16 protein-coding genes are annotated in these 17,460 nt (G+C 40.9%); 4 read left to right on the top strand and 12 right to left on the bottom strand.

The window, feature by feature from the left end; translation table 11 throughout:
• Positions 1-11: 11 nt before the first annotated feature.
• Positions 12-1,127 (bottom strand): phosphotransferase, encoded by a 1,116-nt coding sequence (locus tag MHB56_RS28515; protein WP_341144288.1) that lies wholly within the window; start codon positions 1,125-1,127, stop codon positions 12-14.
• A 110-nt stretch (positions 1,128-1,237) separates the two neighbouring features.
• Positions 1,238-2,794, bottom strand: coding sequence for an ABC-F family ATP-binding cassette domain-containing protein (locus MHB56_RS28510; RefSeq protein WP_036677991.1), 1,557 nt, complete (start codon positions 2,792-2,794; stop codon positions 1,238-1,240).
• Positions 2,795-3,025: 231 nt separating this feature from the next.
• Between MHB56_RS28510 and MHB56_RS28505 the strand changes: the two genes are divergently transcribed.
• Positions 3,026-3,610 (top strand): AAA family ATPase, encoded by a 585-nt coding sequence (locus tag MHB56_RS28505; RefSeq protein WP_341144287.1) that lies wholly within the window; start codon positions 3,026-3,028, stop codon positions 3,608-3,610.
• Positions 3,611-4,254: 644 nt separating this feature from the next.
• Here the strand turns inward: MHB56_RS28505 and MHB56_RS28500 are convergent.
• The 8 genes from MHB56_RS28500 to MHB56_RS28465 form a co-directional block, all read right to left on the bottom strand.
• Positions 4,255-5,142: an RsiV family protein gene (locus MHB56_RS28500; RefSeq protein ID WP_076125783.1), complete on the bottom strand. Its 888-nt coding sequence runs from the start codon at positions 5,140-5,142 to the stop codon at positions 4,255-4,257.
• A gap of 1 nt (position 5,143) precedes the next feature.
• Positions 5,144-5,650, bottom strand: a complete 507-nt coding sequence (locus MHB56_RS28495; protein ID WP_076125785.1) for an RNA polymerase sigma factor — start codon at positions 5,648-5,650, stop codon at positions 5,144-5,146.
• A 90-nt stretch (positions 5,651-5,740) separates the two neighbouring features.
• Positions 5,741-7,606 (bottom strand): acyltransferase family protein, encoded by a 1,866-nt coding sequence (locus tag MHB56_RS28490; RefSeq protein WP_341144286.1) that lies wholly within the window; start codon positions 7,604-7,606, stop codon positions 5,741-5,743.
• A gap of 171 nt (positions 7,607-7,777) precedes the next feature.
• Positions 7,778-8,848 carry a stalk domain-containing protein gene (locus tag MHB56_RS28485; protein WP_076125789.1) on the bottom strand — a complete coding sequence of 357 codons (1,071 nt, stop codon included), beginning with the start codon at positions 8,846-8,848 and terminating at the stop codon, positions 7,778-7,780.
• 72 nt (positions 8,849-8,920) lie between these two features.
• Complete coding sequence (locus MHB56_RS28480; RefSeq protein WP_076125878.1) at positions 8,921-9,382, bottom strand: NUDIX hydrolase; 462 nt, start codon at positions 9,380-9,382, stop codon at positions 8,921-8,923.
• A 36-nt stretch (positions 9,383-9,418) separates the two neighbouring features.
• Positions 9,419-11,218, bottom strand: coding sequence for a vWA domain-containing protein (locus tag MHB56_RS28475; protein WP_341144285.1), 1,800 nt, complete (start codon positions 11,216-11,218; stop codon positions 9,419-9,421).
• A gap of 2 nt (positions 11,219-11,220) precedes the next feature.
• On the bottom strand, positions 11,221-12,282 hold the full coding sequence (locus MHB56_RS28470) for an AAA family ATPase (protein ID WP_076125793.1): 1,062 nt from the start codon (positions 12,280-12,282) through the stop codon (positions 11,221-11,223).
• A gap of 129 nt (positions 12,283-12,411) precedes the next feature.
• Positions 12,412-12,900, bottom strand: a complete 489-nt coding sequence (locus MHB56_RS28465; protein WP_076184536.1) for a hypothetical protein — start codon at positions 12,898-12,900, stop codon at positions 12,412-12,414.
• 205 nt (positions 12,901-13,105) lie between these two features.
• Here MHB56_RS28465 and MHB56_RS28460 point away from each other — a divergent pair, with 205 nt between their 5' ends.
• Both MHB56_RS28460 and MHB56_RS28455 read left to right on the top strand, forming a co-directional pair.
• Positions 13,106-13,534: a MarR family winged helix-turn-helix transcriptional regulator gene (locus MHB56_RS28460; RefSeq protein WP_036678010.1), complete on the top strand. Its 429-nt coding sequence runs from the start codon at positions 13,106-13,108 to the stop codon at positions 13,532-13,534.
• 29 nt (positions 13,535-13,563) lie between these two features.
• Positions 13,564-15,198, top strand: a complete 1,635-nt coding sequence (locus MHB56_RS28455; RefSeq protein WP_076276465.1) for an MDR family MFS transporter — start codon at positions 13,564-13,566, stop codon at positions 15,196-15,198.
• A 92-nt stretch (positions 15,199-15,290) separates the two neighbouring features.
• On the opposite strand, the gene MHB56_RS28450 is transcribed toward MHB56_RS28455, so the two are convergent.
• Positions 15,291-15,842, bottom strand: a complete 552-nt coding sequence (locus MHB56_RS28450; protein WP_076184534.1) for a YdhK family protein — start codon at positions 15,840-15,842, stop codon at positions 15,291-15,293.
• Between the two features lie 175 nt (positions 15,843-16,017).
• Between MHB56_RS28450 and sleB the strand changes: the two genes are divergently transcribed.
• Complete coding sequence (gene sleB, locus MHB56_RS28445; RefSeq protein ID WP_076184533.1) at positions 16,018-16,659, top strand: spore cortex-lytic enzyme; 642 nt, start codon at positions 16,018-16,020, stop codon at positions 16,657-16,659.
• A 190-nt stretch (positions 16,660-16,849) separates the two neighbouring features.
• Here the strand turns inward: sleB and MHB56_RS28440 are convergent, their stop codons facing one another.
• On the bottom strand, positions 16,850-17,401 hold the full coding sequence (locus tag MHB56_RS28440; protein WP_076184532.1) for a GNAT family N-acetyltransferase: 552 nt from the start codon (positions 17,399-17,401) through the stop codon (positions 16,850-16,852).
• Between the last annotated feature and the right edge of the window lie 59 nt (positions 17,402-17,460).

The raw sequence follows: 17,460 nt of genomic DNA, 5'->3' as shown, positions 1-17,460 counted from the left end.
TTAACTACATTTTAACTAAATTGCGCACAAGTATTCATCTTGATACATTCTGTCGCCATATTCCGTTGAATATTAATAATTTGCTCCAATTGGGAAACTCGATCTTGAAGCTTTAGGTTAGTTGGATCCGTTTTTAACTGTGCGGCCAATGAAAAGTATTGAGGCACTTCCCAGATACAACGTAAAGCAGTGCCTAAACAATAACCATATCTTGCAAGGGACTCGTCCCCCTGCCATCCTGAATCTTTTAATCCCTCGATATAGTTTTGGAATAAAGACTCTTTATATTCCTCGTAGCGATAATTAGGAAAAACTCCTAAGCTCATATTTACGCCAAACATTTTGCCAAGGTCTTCACCTATCCCCGATATACTCATAAATTGCCAGTCAATTAATATTAGCCGTTCGCCGTCCGTATCACTTTGAGTTAGCAGCATATTCATTTGACTGAGGTCTTGGTGTGCAAGCACTCGCGGCAAGCTATTCAAAGAACGCAACCTTCTGTCAATCTGGTCTGTGAAGTCTTGGAACCATGTCCAGATACTACGTTCATTATCATTGTGTAATTGATTTATATATTTTGCTGGATTAGGGGCGTAGATTTTACTCGAGGTAGTCCATGATTTAAGCCAGTTTCTGCAAATCCACTTCTCATCAGGAATTTTCTTTCCTGTCAGATAAGTTCCATTGAAACGACCTAACTGTTCAGCGATGTAATCAAACTGTTCCTTTGTGTAAGCATATTCCCCATCTATTCGTTCCATCCATAACCATACGGTACCATCTGCTTGTTCCTCAACAAGATAACACTTAGGTGCCTTGATTGAGCTAGGAAGCTCGTCGAGAATCTTGGATTCAAAGACTAGAGCTTCTCGTCGCCAGTAATTGTGATGCTGAAGATTATCTTTCTCCGCACTATCTGGCTTGATTATCTTTAATATGATTGACCATGGAAGCTGCTTATGATTAATAGATGCAAAACCGCTTAGACGAAAGATACCCGCTGTTGTAAAGTTAGGTGTTTTATAATCTAAATCTTCACATGTAAAATTGACTATCTTTGCTTCGGATTCTTCAAAAATCCGCTGAACACAGCTGTTAAGCTGATCCATTTTATTCTCTAGCACATAGACCCTCCCTGTCTCTGTTAAGATCCCATTCTATTCCACTAAAAAAAGCCTATGAAGCGTAACAGATTCGTTATCACTCATAGGCTTGTTCATCAAAGACTTACTTATTAGAATACTTTCGTTGTCCAATCTTCGCAATTCCAGATATCGGTTACGATGTCCTGATAAAAATCGGGTTCGTGAGAAATCATAAGAATGCTTCCTTTGTATGCTTTTAGAGCGCGTTTCAGTTCATCTTTGGCATCGATATCCAAGTGGTTCGTTGGCTCATCTAATACAAGAATATTAGTTTCGCTATTAATCAGCTTACATAGACGAACTTTAGCTTTTTCCCCACCACTTAGTACAGCAATCTTACTCTCAATATGCTTCGTGGTTAATCCGCATTTAGCTAGAGCAGCACGTACTTCGAATTGTGACAGAGACGGGAATGTATCCCAGATTTCCTCAATACAAGTCTTGTAATTGCCTTCCTTCATCTCTTGCTCAAAATAGCCAATCTCCTGATGATATCCACGTTCTACTGAACCAGACAATGCAGAGATTTCACCTAAAATACTGCGCAGCAATGTTGTTTTACCAATTCCGTTTGCCCCAACCAACGCGATCTTCTGTCCACGCTCCATCAACAAATTAAGCGGTCTGGACAATGGAGAGTCGTAGCCGATAACCAATTCTTTTGCTTCGAAAATCATCTTGCCGGCAGTTTTACCTTCTTTAAAGTTAAACTGTGGTTTCGGTTTCTCCTTGGCAATCTCGATGATCTCCATCTTGTCGAGCTTCTTCTGTCTGGACATCGCCATGTTACGGGTAGCCACGCTGGCTTTGTTACGAGCTACGAAATCCTTCAGCTCTGCTATTTCTTGCTTTTGGCGATTGTAAGCAGACTCAAGCTGCTGTTTTCTCATTTCGTAGACTTGTTGGAACTGCTCATAATCACCCACATATCGGGTCAGCTTTTGATTTTCCATATGGTAGATCAGGTTGATAACACTGTTCAAGAATGGCATATCATGTGAGATCAGAATAAAAGCATTATCGTACTCTTGAAGGTAACGTCTCAGCCATTCAATATGCTGCTCATCCAGATAGTTCGTAGGCTCATCGAGGAGCAAAATATCTGGTTTTTCAAGCAATAGCTTAGCAAGCAAGATTTTGGTACGTTGACCACCACTAAGATCGGCTACATCGCGATCCAATCCAATGTCAGTGATCCCTAGTCCACGCGCGGTTTCTTGTACTTTCGCATCGATCATGTAAAAGTCTTGATTTGTAAGTGTATCTTGGATGGTACCTACTTCTTCAAGCAGCTTTTCCAGCTCTTCAGGTGAAACGTCACCCATTCTGCCATACATATCGTTCATCTCTTGCTCAAGATCGAACAGGTACTGGAAAGCACTTCTGAGTACATCTTGAATCGTCATTCCTTTGGTTAACACTGCATGCTGATCGAGGTAGCCAACACGCACCCGCTTGGACCATTCGACTTTACCTTCATCAGGTTGCAGTTTGCCTGTAACAATATTCATAAAAGTGGATTTCCCTTCGCCGTTAGCGCCGAATAATCCGATATGCTCGCCTTTTAGGAGACGGAATGAAACATCCTTAAAGATCGCACGATCTCCAAAGCCATGACTTAATCCTTCAACATTTAATATGCTCATTTATGGACACCTTTTTCTTATTTTTCTCGCTATATTATAAGCAGGATTAACTAAAAACTCAATGGAGAAGCAAAAAATTATCATTTTATGGGCTAATTTGCGAGCAATTTTAGTTTTGTGGACCGTCACTTGCCGAGAATGGGTTTGCGCTGGCGATTGCTCGTCATCTTTTATATGATAGTATGCATAGATACACATTGGAGTTGACTTGAGAACTAAGGAGAATTAAAAATGAATAAACTTGTATTTTTTCTTGGTCCAGCTGGAGCAGGCAAAACAACGTTAGCTAAAGCGATTGCTTCGCGGCGCAAAATACCTTTTTTCGATATGGATATCCTACTACGGCCTGCTGCTGACGCGATAATGACTTTACACGGACTGGATCCGGCAGATAGAGACTCAGCTGAGTACAAAAGGTTATGCCGAGATTTAGGTTATCGAATCACTATGGATGCTGCGCTGGATAATATAGGCTTGGACGTCGATGCTTTTGTAGTTGGTCCCTTTACCAAAGAGGCGGCCAATCCTGACTGGATCAGCCATGAGTTAGCTCGGATCGGGCGTTCCCTTCATGATGTTGAGGTCAAGGTTGTCTTGGTAGGGTTAGCCAACGAGGAATTGTACCGGGAACGAATTCAAAACAGACAATCACCACTAGATGAATGGAAGTTCCAGCATTGGAATGAATTCCGCACTTCTCTTGGCAACCGTACGGTAGAATGGCCGCTCCCGGCTGAAAATATTGCGTTGATCGACAATTCTAACCCGGATATTAATGCTACTGTTGCGGCAGTAGAACGATTTATTTACGGCTAAACTTTCGGACTCAAATCACGTTAATTCCACTTTTATCACCTTTTGCGCAGAGTATCGGACCCCAGATAGCCTTATTTCCACATTTAGCACCTCTTGTACAGAGTTTCGGACTCCAGTGCAGCTATTCGTTAGAAAAGTGGCTTGGGGCGTGTTTTTCGTGCCAATAGCGACTATGCGGTCCGTTAGGATTGCAAAAGTGCGATAATGCTGCGCTTAGGGTCAGCAGAGTCCGTTAGCTGCTGCGTCACCCGTAAAATAGCGAGAGCAAACGATGTTTGAGGTTTGGACAAAGAGCCTTGGCTAAACTTTCGGACCCAGATGACGTTATTCCCACATTTATCAGCTTTTGTGCAGAGTTTCGGACCCCAGTGTAGCTATTCGTTAGAAAAGTGCGCTTGGGGGATGGTTTTCGTGCCAATAGCGACGATGCGGTCCGATAGAATTGCAAAAGTGCGATAATGCTGCGTTTAGGGTCAGCTGAGTCCGATAGCAGCAGCGTTCGCGTCAAATAATGAGAGCAAACGATGTTTGAGGCTTGGACGAAGAGTTTTGGTTAGACTATCGGACCCAGATATCGTTATTTCCACTTTTATCACCTTTTGTGCAGGGTTTCTGACTCAGATCACGTTATTCCCAAAATTCTTTTATTGAATATACTTCTGACTGACCAAATCATCAGCAAGCACCGCGGTTGGTATCACAAATTCAACGGAGCCCATATAACCCGGTGCGACATCGTATTTGTTAAACACAATCACAAGCTTACCTTCGGTGTTGATATAAAAGCTCTGATCCTTCGTAATGGAGGTAAACTGATCCGTTGGTACATCATCGCCATACTCAGGGATCCAGTAAACTTTCTCAGAGTCTGCTTTCATTTGGGCAATCATCTGTTCTTTAATATTTTCGCTGATGCGTTCAATGTATTGATCATCTTTAAATAGCATTGGCAATGTAATAAGGATCTGGTTCTCTTTGTCTATCGTATCAAAAGTAACTTCCATTGAAGATGAACCAGCGGTTTCCTCAACATATCTGCCAATGGAGAAAATGCGCTCATTATCCGTTTTCACTTCATAACCTACATCCAGCCCCAAATGGCCCCCACCTTGTTCCTTCAACGCTTCGATCTCCGCTTGGAACTTTTCGTATAGTGCTTTATTCTCACTTAAATATTTGCTGTTCAATCCAAGCTCCAGTTCTTTGTTTTCCATATCCGTAACGGCTGGAACCTTGATATTTGCATCGTAGTTCTCTTCTTCTACAACGTATTCTTTAATAGTTAGTACTTTTATTATCCGATCTACGCCTGGAATGGAAGATAATGCACTAGCTACGGTTGTACTGGTGTTTATGGCTACTAGAAAAATAACTGCGGCCGCACCAACACTGGCCACCCACTTAGTTGTCGTGTGTTTTTTTCTATTGGCTTTAAGTGACTGCTTTATAGAACGGTTTACAATCAAATCAAGTTCATCCGGAATGGGAATATCGGTATACTCTTTATGTAATTCTTGTATTCTTTCGTCCATCTTACTTTATCTCCTTTAAGGCTTCATCATTCAGCTTCACCCGCAATAACTGAAGGGCCTGATACAGCCTTGTCTTTATTGTATTGGTGTTCTCATTAAGAACTTCAGCCACTTCATTAATCTTCATATCCTCAAAATATCTAAGCACAATCACACTTCGGTATTTCGCCGGCAGCTCTTCCAGTGTTCTTTTCAAATCCATATCTGTATAGCTATCCTCAACAGCCGGACTATAGGTTTCTATTATCTCTGGCTCCATCGTCTGAACCTTCTTGTTTCTGCGCAAAAAGTCTAAGGAAGTATTCACGACAATCCTGTAAAACCAGCTTTTCACGGCATCGTGATCCTTTAGCAAATCCATTCGTGTCATCGCTTTATAAATAGAATCCTGCACAATGTCGAGGGCATCCTCTTTGTTTTTCACATAACTGTAAGCAAGCCGGTATACATTTTCTTTGTTTTCTTTGATACATCGCGTCAATATTTTCTCGGTTTTCCTATTCAACATGGTCGATTATCCTTCTCTGTTTGTGATCTGGTGTTGTAACAGGAGTAAGACGTTTGGTGAGTATAAAAAAGTTTGGAGATTCCAAATAAATTATTTATTTTCTTTTTCCAAAGCTTTAATTAGAATTGATGCATAATACTTGGCACCCTCACGTTTCAAATGAACACCATCTTTGTAGAAGTAGTCGTCTTTTCCTTCACTAGCTGAGTACCAGTCTACTATGGTCGTATTCCTGAATTCACTGGAAACTTTTGAAAGGGTGGAATTCACAGTCTGCTCCCACTTTCTCGGCACACGTGTATTGACCAAAAGAATCTGCTCCGCATCGCTTAACGAGTTTAGTAGTTTACGTAATTGCTTGGAGTTAAAAGCTCCATTCGTCCCCAGCTCTATGATCATCCGCTCCCCTAAGCGTCCTTGTGCTCTAAGCTGATCAACCACCTCCTGTGCCTGCATCATCTGTCTGCCGACCTTTCCATCGATAACAATACCAGAGAGACTTTCTACCAAAAATGGTGCTGCATCCAAAATGACAGAATCGCCAATGGCCGTAATATTCTTTCCAGTTTGATTTTTCCCGGTTACCGCTATGTTTCCTTCTGGTTCAACTTGTTTCTCTTCAGTGTCAGGTTTTTGCTTTTCAACATCAGTCGTATCTTTTTCTACGGGTGGTGCCAATGAGTTGTGATCTATTGGATCTTGCGCTATTCCCTCTTGCTGTACATTCTGCTTATCTGCAACTTCGATTGGAAGTGTGTCAGATTCAGCGTTGGATAAATATCCATTGCAGGCAATCGGAATAAGAATCAAAAAGATCATGGTCATAAGAAAGACTGGGCGGTAGCTGCGGCGTTGTTTTGCACTCCAATTGTTCCAAATGTTTCTTAATGATCCCCGCCGGAGCGGCTCCTCGACATATTTGTATGATAAGGCTGCCAGTAGAAAACTTCCTGCTAACTGAAGGATAATTCGAAGCACGCCGCTCTCATCTGGATTCCCATTAGGGCTGGTAAGAATTATTACGGGATAATGCCAAAGGTATAAGCTATATGAACGTACACCTATCCATCGCAAGGGTTTACAGCCCATTTTCCGTCCAAGAGAGCTGGCAGGATGAGCAAGCACGGCAATCACTACTGCAGTAATGATAGAGATGATCAAAAATCCACCCCGATATAGTGATTCATCAAACTCGTTAACCCGGTAAACTAGCACCATTAATACCAGCAGTCCCAGAGCACCAATGATATCAAACATATAACGAGATCTTTCTGTGACTGTATTTTTAAGTTTCTGACTAGGCCATGCAACAGCAAGCGCCGCTCCAATTAGAAGTGCAAATATGCGAGTATCTGTTCCATAATAGACCCTGCTTGGATCTGTGCCCGGTACATAGAACATAGCCATGGCTAAAGCTGAGACAGCAGCACAAGCCAGAATCCAGGCAATAAGTTTACCTCGACGAGGTATGATCTTTAGTCCTAATACGAGCAGCAGCGGCCATAGAATATAAAACTGTTCTTCAATAGAAAGTGACCATAAATGTCCGATCGGAGAAGGAGGTCCAAAACTTTCGAAGTACGAAACATCATGAAATATTAACCACCAGTTATTAACGTAAAATAGTGATGACATGAAATCTCCTGTCAGCCCATTTAATCTCGTGGGATCTATGATTAAGAGCCATATGGTGACAACGATCAGCATGACTATCGTCGCCGGCAGCAACCTCCGTGCTCTACGTATCCAAAAGTCCAGAAGGTCCAATCTTCGATGACGCTCCCATTGGTTAATGATTTGGTCTGTGATGAGATAACCCGAGATCACAAAAAAGATTCCCACTCCCAGCAGTCCACCCCCAGCCCATTTCAAATTCAAATGATAGGCTATGACAGCGAGTACGGAAAAAGCTCTTAGTCCATCAATACCAGGCATATAACGCTTGTTGTCATTCATTCTGTTTCAGTCCTTACCCTTAATTTGTTGTTCATAGGCAGGACGCAGGAGCAGCTCAAAAAGTTCTTTAAACTGGCTAATCTGTTATCAAAAGTAAAAAAACACCCGCGCAAGAATTACCCTGCGGGATGTTTTTAATAAATCAAACTACTTTCACAAACTTCTAAATGGTTATTTCTGAACTTCAACCTGAAGAATTTCTGATACGAATTGAACAGGTACATAGGTTTTGTTATCTTGCAGAACAGGTGCTGCACCTAAAGCTTTAGGAGTCATTTTTGCGAAGAAGTATGAATCTTTGTTAAGCGTAACACTTGTCCACTGTGCTCCTTTCATCAACTCAGCGGTTTTGGTAGACTGATTCCATTTCAATTCATAGTTTAGTTGACTGGCCACATCACGAAGCGATACCATTAGCACGCCTTTCTTATTCGTGAAAGTAGCTACTTTTTTCAAATCAAGCTTAGTTGTATCCGTTGAACTATGATTTAAGCTGAACCGAAACTCTGGTGAACCTACATAACCTGGCGCAATGCTGTATTTAGGGAATACGATTACTAAGTTACCTTTATCGATATAGAACGACTGCTCAGTTGAAGTTCCTGTGTACTCTTCTAAGAAATATTTATCTGAATCCTTTTTAATCGCTGCCAGAATGTCTGCATCGAGCTTCTCTTTGTAGTTAGCGCCCAGTAGATCCGTTAGCGCAACAGGTTCTGCCTCAGCTATATTTTTCACATTATAAGTATCGATCCGCGGCATGCTTGTTCCACCTTCAGAACCTTCAGTAGTAACAGTCAAGGAGATAACGCCTGCTGGAGAACCTGTTCCATCTGATTTCAGATCATAAGTAATATAAAGAGTATAAGGATGAAATTCCATTTGATCAGCCTGTGCTTTTTTGCCCATTTCTGCGGCGTCTTTCTCCCACTGTGCCAGATCCTTTTCAGCATGAGAGAGGATAATATCGTTCAGTTCATCTTGATAATGAGTATCCAGCATTCCTGTTAGCTGTGGTACTTTTAAATCTGCAATCAGGTATTTACTTGTTGTGTTAAGTACTTTTTCTTGCACTTTTATGCCAGCAAGGGCTGGTGCCTTCGACGGTAAAGCCGCAGAAACATTAGCTGTTACTTGTGTGGAAACCATAGCATGAACCGGTAAAGAAGCTGCACTCACTCCCATAATGGCTACACATCCAACTGCACTCATTTTAAATAGATTTTTTGTTCTTTTGTTCATATCTCGTCATCCTCCATCTCTATTTATAAGTGCCTTCCGATGACACTCATTAGCTAGGACGCAGGAGGACCTCTAAAAAGTTTGCTGGTTTTCTAATTTAAATATAATTTCTTCAACTTCTGTACCCCGTAACTCTACGTAAAAAGGCTGCACCTCATCATTTAGACAATACTCCAGCCGCAGTCTGAGGTTTTTCCATGTGACCATTTCCAATGCTTGTTCTATCGAAAAAAAACCAACTTCTAAGCTCTCGGAACTAGTAGCAGGTTCGCCGCCGATGGCTTTCCCTAGAAATAGGTTAGTACATATAGATCGATCAACATTTTGAAAAACTCCGCAGAACTTATTAATCTCTATATCAATGCCCGATTCTTCTTTGGCTTCCCTGATTGCTGCTTCTATAAGGGACTCCTCCTCTTCAACCTGTCCGCCTGGCATCTCCCATCCTCTACGTGGACCTTTTATTAATAAGATTTCTTCTTGATCATTGAATACAACTGTAGCTGCTGAAAGAATATGTTTGGGGGGATTCATATCCATTGTTACCTCGCTCTAAATTTATTCTAAGCCCTAATTAATTCTGAATACAGGTCCTTTGGGTGAGAAAGGCAAGTCATTTCCCTTGGGCAAGATATAAGCATGGTCTCTTTTAATGGTCAGCTTGTCACAATAACCATCTGTAATAATTAGAAGTGGTCCTTTTTTCGGAAAATCCTCAGCTTGTTGAATCAAATCAATAGCTGGTTGTAAGATCGTTCCCCCTCTTCCCTTCACTTGTACCCGATCCGCGATAGCCTCCGGGGGCATGTAACCTGCATCATAAGGACAAGCATCACAAAAGATAATCCGTGCAAAAGGAACATCACGAGCCTGCGCATAACTTGAAATGGCTCCTAATGCTTTGGCCAGAAGCTTTTTATCCATTGAGCCTGAGGTATCTAAAATAACTCCAAAAGTACGGCCATCATCTGCAGCACCGCTATGAACCCACTGTGGTCGAGGGATATCAGGTGTAGAAGATTGACGTCTGCTAATTCGTGAATAAGATCTGGTCTTCTCAAGCGGTGAAAAATAATGATCAAACCACCGAGCAAGCTCTACATCCCATTTAATAGGTGGCTGGCCTAGCGCTCTAATCTCTTCAACTAGGCCTGATGGCAAAAGACCGCGGCTTTGCTCTTCATGATACATCAGTCCTTGTTGCATAGCATTTTTACAGAAATCATCTAACGTCTGTCCTTCTCTCGCATCCCAAAAACTTGATGAACCGTTATCTAAAATGTCACCAAGTCCATTCCCTCTCAAGGTCGCCAGTTTCTTATAAGTGCGGATATCTCCGACCATACGATCATAAATCGTTTCAGCAGATAAACCTTTAAGCTCAGGATCTAATAAGAGTCCAATTCGCGGATACTCCCCTACACTCATTTCTACTAGCCATAGATTTATTACGTAGTCACAAGCCACATTCCAAAGATAATGATCCCGGCCAAGACATCGCTCGTGATGCTGAAGCCCCGCGTGCAGAAGCTCATGCGCCATCACGAAAATACACTCCTCATCGTTTAGTCCGGCTGCAGGGTTCATAAATATTTTGCGCTCAATAACGTCAATGGCAGCTATGGAAATATCAAATCGCCGACATATCGCTGGATCTTCTATAATCTCAAAGCCGGCGGCAAGCGCACCTAATAAAGGATATCTGTCCATAAACCATCGTTTTGCACGTTGTGGAGCGGTTAATGAAAGTGCAGGGTCACTAATAGTATTAGCATGGCCTCCAGCAACACTTACTGCATTCGTCACAGCATTAGATAACCCATAAGCAAAATAGGCTTCCCAATCCGGTGCTTTTCCCCAGTATCTTTTGGTGGTTTCTCTAACATTCATATCCAGTTTTGAAACACCCGCAGTCCCAAAATATCTGGAGGTGTCCGGAATTCCTTTTATCATAAACTGCTCGTAAAGCTGTTGTTCATCTTTAATTGTAAGATCAATTCGCGACTCCATATCTGCGGGTACTTTCCCAAGCTTCAAGTCATTTAAAAACTTTGCTATGTACACATCACATGCAACGTTCCACGCCACTTGATTCTCTTTAATCTTTAAATGTCCAAGACCTAAATGAAGAAAACAATGTGCCAAAACGTACATCCATTCAGCAACCTCGCCACGCCTTTTAGGATGAGTGTAAATATAACCGTTATTAGTGACAATTGCCCAGCCGTCTTCAGGATAGGGACTATTTTCATTATGAATAATCGAAGCTCGAACAGATAACGGCGCAAAAATAGGATGATCCGCGATTAACGAACATGCTTCATTAAAATTTTTCAAAGCGGGATTATCTGGAGTTGTTTTTTTAGCCATATTTACCCCCGCTCTTTTATTGCAAGACGTGGTAAATCACGTACAATTTCAACCATTAACCAATCTGGAATATTATCACTTTGCTCCTGCTTAGCAACTACTAGCTGTGCAATTTCAAAGCTAATGACGGACAGGTCTTTAATCAGCTTTTTAACAGTGTGTGCAAATTGGCGATGTCCATCTCGTACGTTATCTTTAATCGGAGGGAGTTCTTTGATAATCTGGGCACGCAAGGATTGCGCCAGGAAATACAGGAGATCCCGATCTTCTGGAGCCGTTGGAAATGAGGATTTACCATCTATAATTTGATTAAGTTCATATTTTCCAGTTAGATTTTTATAAAAAGCCCTGAATTGTGTGGCGTGAGCAGGTGTCAGTGAACCATTCGCTAAAATCCCCACGGTATCCGCATTTATATCATCGCCAAACTCATGTAGTGCATCACTAAGCATATGCCAAGAGCGTGGCGTGGAGAAAGGCTCTTCAGTCTTTGGAGGTGCACTCCACAAATGATCGGGACGCAATTCCAGATATTCAATAACCATAGGATGAATGCTATGCTCATATGCCCAAGAGATCCAATTTTGAAACGATACATTTAACTGTATATGGAACATCCGATTGATAAGCGCGGATGACATAGGTTTAACAATTGCACTATCTTGTGCACGGTTACCAGCTCCTATTACTATAGAGCCCTCAGGTAGGTGATAATCGCCTATGCGGCGTTCGTGGATGAGACTATAAAAAGCTTTTTGCACTTCTTGAGAACAGGCATTAAGCTCGTCCAGGAACAAACAATAAGGTTCATCCCGAGCAATCATTTTTGGAGGACAGAATTGGCTCTTACCGTTAACGATTTGCGGGACTCCAATGATGTCTTCAGGTGCTAATTGAGAACCTAATAGAGACACACAAGGAAGACCCACCTGATCAGCAAAAGCTTCTACTAGCGAAGATTTCCCAATACCAGGCGCCCCCCAGATAAAAACAGGGCGAATCACAGAAACGTTTAGAAGTACTTGCATAAGTTGAATAGGTGTTACAGGAGTTGCTAGATTCAAATAAATGCTCCTTTTTTAATGAAATGATAATAACGATAACTATACACAGTATAACAAATAATTCATTAGCTCAGGAACGAACTTCAACAACAGATGAATAACCCCACATCCTAAGTCGAGGGTTACTATTTATATCAGGGGAGGTTGTTGCGCAGATTTTAATAATTTCCCACCGTCATAATGTTTCCCATATTTTTTCACTATTTCTTTAATTTCATTATCTTCAGGAATTGAGTTTGAGATTTTCCATGTTAAAAAGTAAGCCTGTACTTTCCCGCCATAAAAAACCCATGAAAAAAATCTCATAGCAAATTTATGTGCACCTTTTTTCCTGAAATTATTCATGGAGCTTCCTTTTTTCCACACCGTTATAGTCTGCCCGACACCTCCCTGAAGTTGTCCAGAGAGCTCGGCATATAGGAGATTTTCATTTTTCTGAAGTTGCTTCTTAACGAAATTATTAATAGTTCCATTAATCATAATTCTGAATATATTGAAATTTTCTCCTCGTGTTACTGAGATAATCGCCGTTTGGGGTAACTCTACATCTCTATCGCCTAAAGTGAACTTTGCACCGTACTTATTGTTTGGATCTTGATGCTTAACCCATTCTCTCAATATAAACTCCCCCGATCCTTTCCCTATATATATTATCAACCCACTCTATTTCATTCGAAAAAACAAACCTTTTCTTGACGAGATATAAAAAAGGATGATATATTGTTTCACGCTTTAATAATTAAGTAGTTAATCATTTAGTTGTTATCTAAAATTTAATGGAATTACTTATTCCGCCCTATTTCATAACTTTAGGAGGCGTGATTTGGCTAATAATGAAGATTTTCTTCAGATTTCTACTATGTTCAAATCCTTTTTAAAAGGAATCTCTCAAGATTGGAACAAACAAGACTACCCCCTAAATATTACACAGTTCAAGACCCTCAGGACTTTATCTAAGAACGGTCCACAAAACGTATCACAGATTGCTGCAGCTCTTGGTATTACCTCAGCAGCAATTACAGGCGTAACAGACCAATTAATCGCTGAAGATTACGTAAATAAGGAACGCGCCAAGGATGATCGAAGGGTGGTACACATCACCATTACGCAGAAAGGAGAAGCAACGATTAAAGAGGTGCAGGAACGCCATCAAGAACTTATGGAATCTTACTTTAAGATACTGCCCGATGAAGATATTGAGCATTTAAGAAGAATTTTCGCAGTTATAATTTCTGATTTAGACAAGAGATAAAATTTAAAAAGTGGCGGGGAAACAATCGAATGGAACATTTATCCAGCAAACGAAAACTTAGTATTATGATAGCTATTATGGCTGCAATGCTGTTCGCAGCGATTAATCAGACAATTACAAGTACTGCTATGCCGCGTATAATCGCAATTCTTGATGGCATGGATTACTATACTTGGACTATTAACATTTATTTATTAACATCAACAATAGCAACCGTTCTTGTCGGTAAGTTATCTGATATGTTCGGACGTAAACCCTTTCTATTAGCAGGTATTCTATTATTTATGGTTGGGGCTTTTCTGACAGGAACATCTTCCGATGTTTATCAATTTATCATTTACCGTGGGATTCAAGGGGTAGGTGCAGGTATTATTCAATCCACCGCATTTACTGCCGTAGGCGACTTATTCCCTCCGCGTGAACGTGGTAAATGGATGGGGTTGATGATGGCAGTATTCGGCTTCTCCAGTGTGCTTGGACCAACGCTAGGAGGCTTTTTGATTGACAATATGGATTGGCATTGGCTGTTCTGGATCTTCCTACCGCTAGGTGTAGTAGCCTTCGTGATGATTCTTACCTTATTTCCTAAAGGCAAACGCGGGGAGTCAACCAGCATCGACTATTTAGGTTCCTTGCTAATGACAACCACCATCGTGCCTCTACTGCTTGCCTTCACCTGGGCAGGTACAGAATATGATTGGGGTTCTTCGCAAATTCTCGGCCTGTTGGCGGGAACTGTCGTTTCGGCACTTCTCTTTATTTTTGTCGAATCCAAAGCTAAAAATCCAATCCTTCCGCTTCATCTATTTAAGAATAGTGTAGTTACCATATCTAATATTATTGGTTTTATTATGAACTTCGGTATGATGGGAGCTATGATCTATCTTTCCTTCTTCGTACAAGGTGTTCTGGGGATCTCCGCGACATATGCAGGGTATGTTACTATGCCAATGTCGATCGTTATGGTTGTAGCCAGTGCCCTTACCGGACAAAAGATGGCAAAAAAAGGAAAGTATAAACGTTACGCATTAATTGGAATACCCATTATGATTGCTGGTATGACAATTATGGTATTTATGAATAATGTACCGATGGCTGTCCTAAGTATGATTGTGTTTGGTCTTGGGTTAGGATTGGGGATGCCAGTATTCTCACTAGCTACTCAAAATGCGGTTTCACACACAGAACTAGGTGTAGTAACGGCCTCCTCACAATTATTCCGTAATTTAGGCGGTACGATCGGTATCGCAGTCATGGGTACCGTTATGTCCAATAGTCTTACCAAAAACTTGAAGGAAGCTCTGCAATCGTCATCAGCGCCGGATTTCACACAGATAGATCCAAAACTTGCTGAGCAAATGCTCTCCTTCGCTAATCCACAGGCATTAATGAACAAACCATTGCTTGAACAGACTCAAGCTAGTCTGCCAGCCGATGTACAGCCTGTCTTCTTACAAATGATTGAGGGTATCCGTGATGCTTTAGGACAGACATTGTCATCCGTGTTCTTAACCGGGACCATTGTGCTTGTTGTAGCTTTCGTGCTTGTCTTCTTCCTGAAGGAGCTTCCACTTCGTACTTCTAACCAAATGCCAGTTCCTGAAGAAGCTGAACAGGACCTGTCAAACATGAAATCTTCAAAACTTGCAGTGGATAAAGCCTAACCGCAAATTATTTTTGAAGCTGACTATAAAACAACAAAAACTGCAACGTACTCATGCGTAACTGAGTAAGTTGCAGTTTTTGTGTTGATCTATTATTTTACAGGTGAAAGCTCATCTTCTGTTACCCACTTATGATTTTTCACTTCATCTCCACCCGTAGTAGGTTTGTAATTAATCATATAGACAGTGGTTTTTTCTGCTGAGTTAATCTGAGCCGTTGCACCCTTCATATCCTTCATATGATCAGATTCCATAATGACCTCTGAGCCTGGTTGATAGGATATATCCTCTGCTTCTTTTATTTCTTCATGAATAATCCACTTATGATTTGTGACCGGCTGACCTCCTGTAGTAGGTCTATAGGAAACATTATATGCTGTCGTCTCATAAGCTCCCACAATTGTCGCAATGGCTCCCTTCATCCCTTCCATATGGTCAGTTTGGATCACAGCTTCACTTCCTTCTTTGTAAGTAGGATTCTCCGCTACCCTCAGATCTTTTGGAACTTCACCTGAACTTGAATGTGAGTTATGTTCCATTTGTGTATCGTTAGAAGACATCTGATTGCCATAGCTATTGTCATTACTACAAGCACTTAAGCTGAAAGCAGCTGCGACGACTAGTAGAAATAATTGCTTTTTCATATAAAAGACCTCCGAAATTTTATCTGCCTATAAGTATTATTTTACCCATTTCAGAAAATCACAAACGGAACTAAGGATTCACAGTTTGTAAAACAGTAATTTATTTTCCATTAAATGAGTATTGTCTCAATGCTTAAACTATATTTATAATGTTTTCTGAAAGGAGGCTGCTATAATGAAGACTAAAATATTCACTTTGTTGCTTCTTTTGGGTCTGGTGAGCATGGCTACGATGATCGGTTCTGCTAATGCAGCTCCGGTATTAACCATAGGAAGTTCTTCAGGAGATGTATGGGATCTACAATATAGATTAAAAACCCTTGATTTCTATACTGAGCCCTTAGATGGGGTATACGGATCACAGACGAAAGCAGCGGTTGCTAAATTTCAAAAGGCCTATGGCATAAGCGCTGATGGGATTTCGGGGACAAAAACTTGGAATATTTTAAAAAAACACACGCTTAATATTAATGAAATGGATATTTTGGCTAAAGTTATCTACAGTGAGTCTCGCGGTGAGCCTTATGTTGGACAAGTTGCAGTGGGTGCAGTAGTCATGAATCGTATACAATCTAGTCAATTTCCTGACAATATCAAAGAAGTTGTATTCCAAAAAGGAGCTTTCACAGCCGTATCTGACGGCCAGTATTGGCTTACACCAAATCAGACAGCTTATTTAGCTGCTCTTGATGCTGTTCGAGGTTGGGACCCGACAAACCATTCAATCTATTATTTCAATCCCGATACAGCAACTAGTGCATGGATTTGGTCACGTCCGCAAAACTTAAAAATTGGTAAGCATATATTTGCAAGTTAAACGCATCAAATAGCTAAGATCAACAAAAGCCGATCTAACTACGATAGTTAGATCGGCTTTTATTATTAAACCTATTCGGTTGTGTTAGAATCCATTCCAAGCACTAAAGCCACCAAATATTGCAGTGAATTGTACTTATAAGCTTTTGCCTTTAGGAATGAATTCTTAAACATAACTTCGAAATCCCCTTTTATGGATTCGATAATTTTGTTTGGTTATTGAATGTAAAAATCATCTTTAATTCATCATCATATGACTTCCCGCATTCCTCTAAATAACTATCACCAGTGTATTCTTTTAAAGTTTTCCTCCAAAAATGCTGTGCTCTCCTATTTGTATCCGTGGGATTCGTTTGCAGCTCCCAGTTACCCAAATGAAGCTTAAAGACTTCCTTAGCCGCATATTCAGCGATCCCCTTACCACGGAAGGGCCGTAGAATAAAAAATTCATTCAAATAGAATTCACAAGCAGACGGTGTGTATGGTGGTGTAGCAACTAATGCAAACCCTACTGGAATATCATTTTCTTTTATTAAATAAGGATACAAAATGCCAGCTTTCTCCCACCAAATGTCGAAGACTTTATTCTGTTCCTGCAGTGACTGTGTCTCGTCCTCCTCGAATATCCCATATCGATTAGGAATCGTCCCCCATATTTCTGATAGATCGTGTAAGTATAGTGGGTAAAGGTTGTTAATAATAAACTTCGAGGCACTGTCAGTTAAGGTTATTGTGATATTCATGTCGTTCCCTCCTTACCTTCTGTCGAATTCCTGAATATATTTATGGAGATCACTCAAAT

The organism is Paenibacillus sp. FSL H8-0315, assembly GCF_038005365.1.
In the GTDB taxonomy this organism is placed as follows: Bacteria; Bacillota; Bacilli; order Paenibacillales; family Paenibacillaceae; genus Paenibacillus_AQ; species Paenibacillus_AQ odorifer.
The sequence above is the reverse complement of the archived record's forward strand: the minus strand, read 5'-3'. Positions and strand labels throughout refer to the sequence as shown.

Excerpts from the sequence above, each read along its gene's own strand:
- MHB56_RS28495 (WP_076125785.1), bottom strand. The coding sequence starts at position 5,650 with ATGTTGAATAGGAAAACCGAGAAAATATTGACGCGATGTATCAAAGAA.
- MHB56_RS28490 (WP_341144286.1), bottom strand. The coding sequence starts at position 7,606 with ATGAATGACAACAAGCGTTATATGCCTGGTATTGATGGACTAAGAGCT.
- MHB56_RS28510 (WP_036677991.1), bottom strand. The coding sequence starts at position 2,794 with ATGAGCATATTAAATGTTGAAGGATTAAGTCATGGCTTTGGAGATCGT.
- MHB56_RS28475 (WP_341144285.1), bottom strand. The coding sequence starts at position 11,218 with ATGGCTAAAAAAACAACTCCAGATAATCCCGCTTTGAAAAATTTTAAT.
- MHB56_RS28505 (WP_341144287.1), top strand. The coding sequence starts at position 3,026 with ATGAATAAACTTGTATTTTTTCTTGGTCCAGCTGGAGCAGGCAAAACA.
- MHB56_RS28450 (WP_076184534.1), bottom strand. The coding sequence starts at position 15,842 with ATGAAAAAGCAATTATTTCTACTAGTCGTCGCAGCTGCTTTCAGCTTA.
- MHB56_RS28440 (WP_076184532.1), bottom strand. The coding sequence starts at position 17,401 with ATGAATATCACAATAACCTTAACTGACAGTGCCTCGAAGTTTATTATT.
- MHB56_RS28455 (WP_076276465.1), top strand. The coding sequence starts at position 13,564 with ATGGAACATTTATCCAGCAAACGAAAACTTAGTATTATGATAGCTATT.
- sleB (WP_076184533.1), top strand. The coding sequence starts at position 16,018 with ATGAAGACTAAAATATTCACTTTGTTGCTTCTTTTGGGTCTGGTGAGC.
- MHB56_RS28480 (WP_076125878.1), bottom strand. The coding sequence starts at position 9,382 with ATGAATCCCCCCAAACATATTCTTTCAGCAGCTACAGTTGTATTCAAT.
- MHB56_RS28485 (WP_076125789.1), bottom strand. The coding sequence starts at position 8,848 with ATGAACAAAAGAACAAAAAATCTATTTAAAATGAGTGCAGTTGGATGT.
- MHB56_RS28500 (WP_076125783.1), bottom strand. The coding sequence starts at position 5,142 with ATGGACGAAAGAATACAAGAATTACATAAAGAGTATACCGATATTCCC.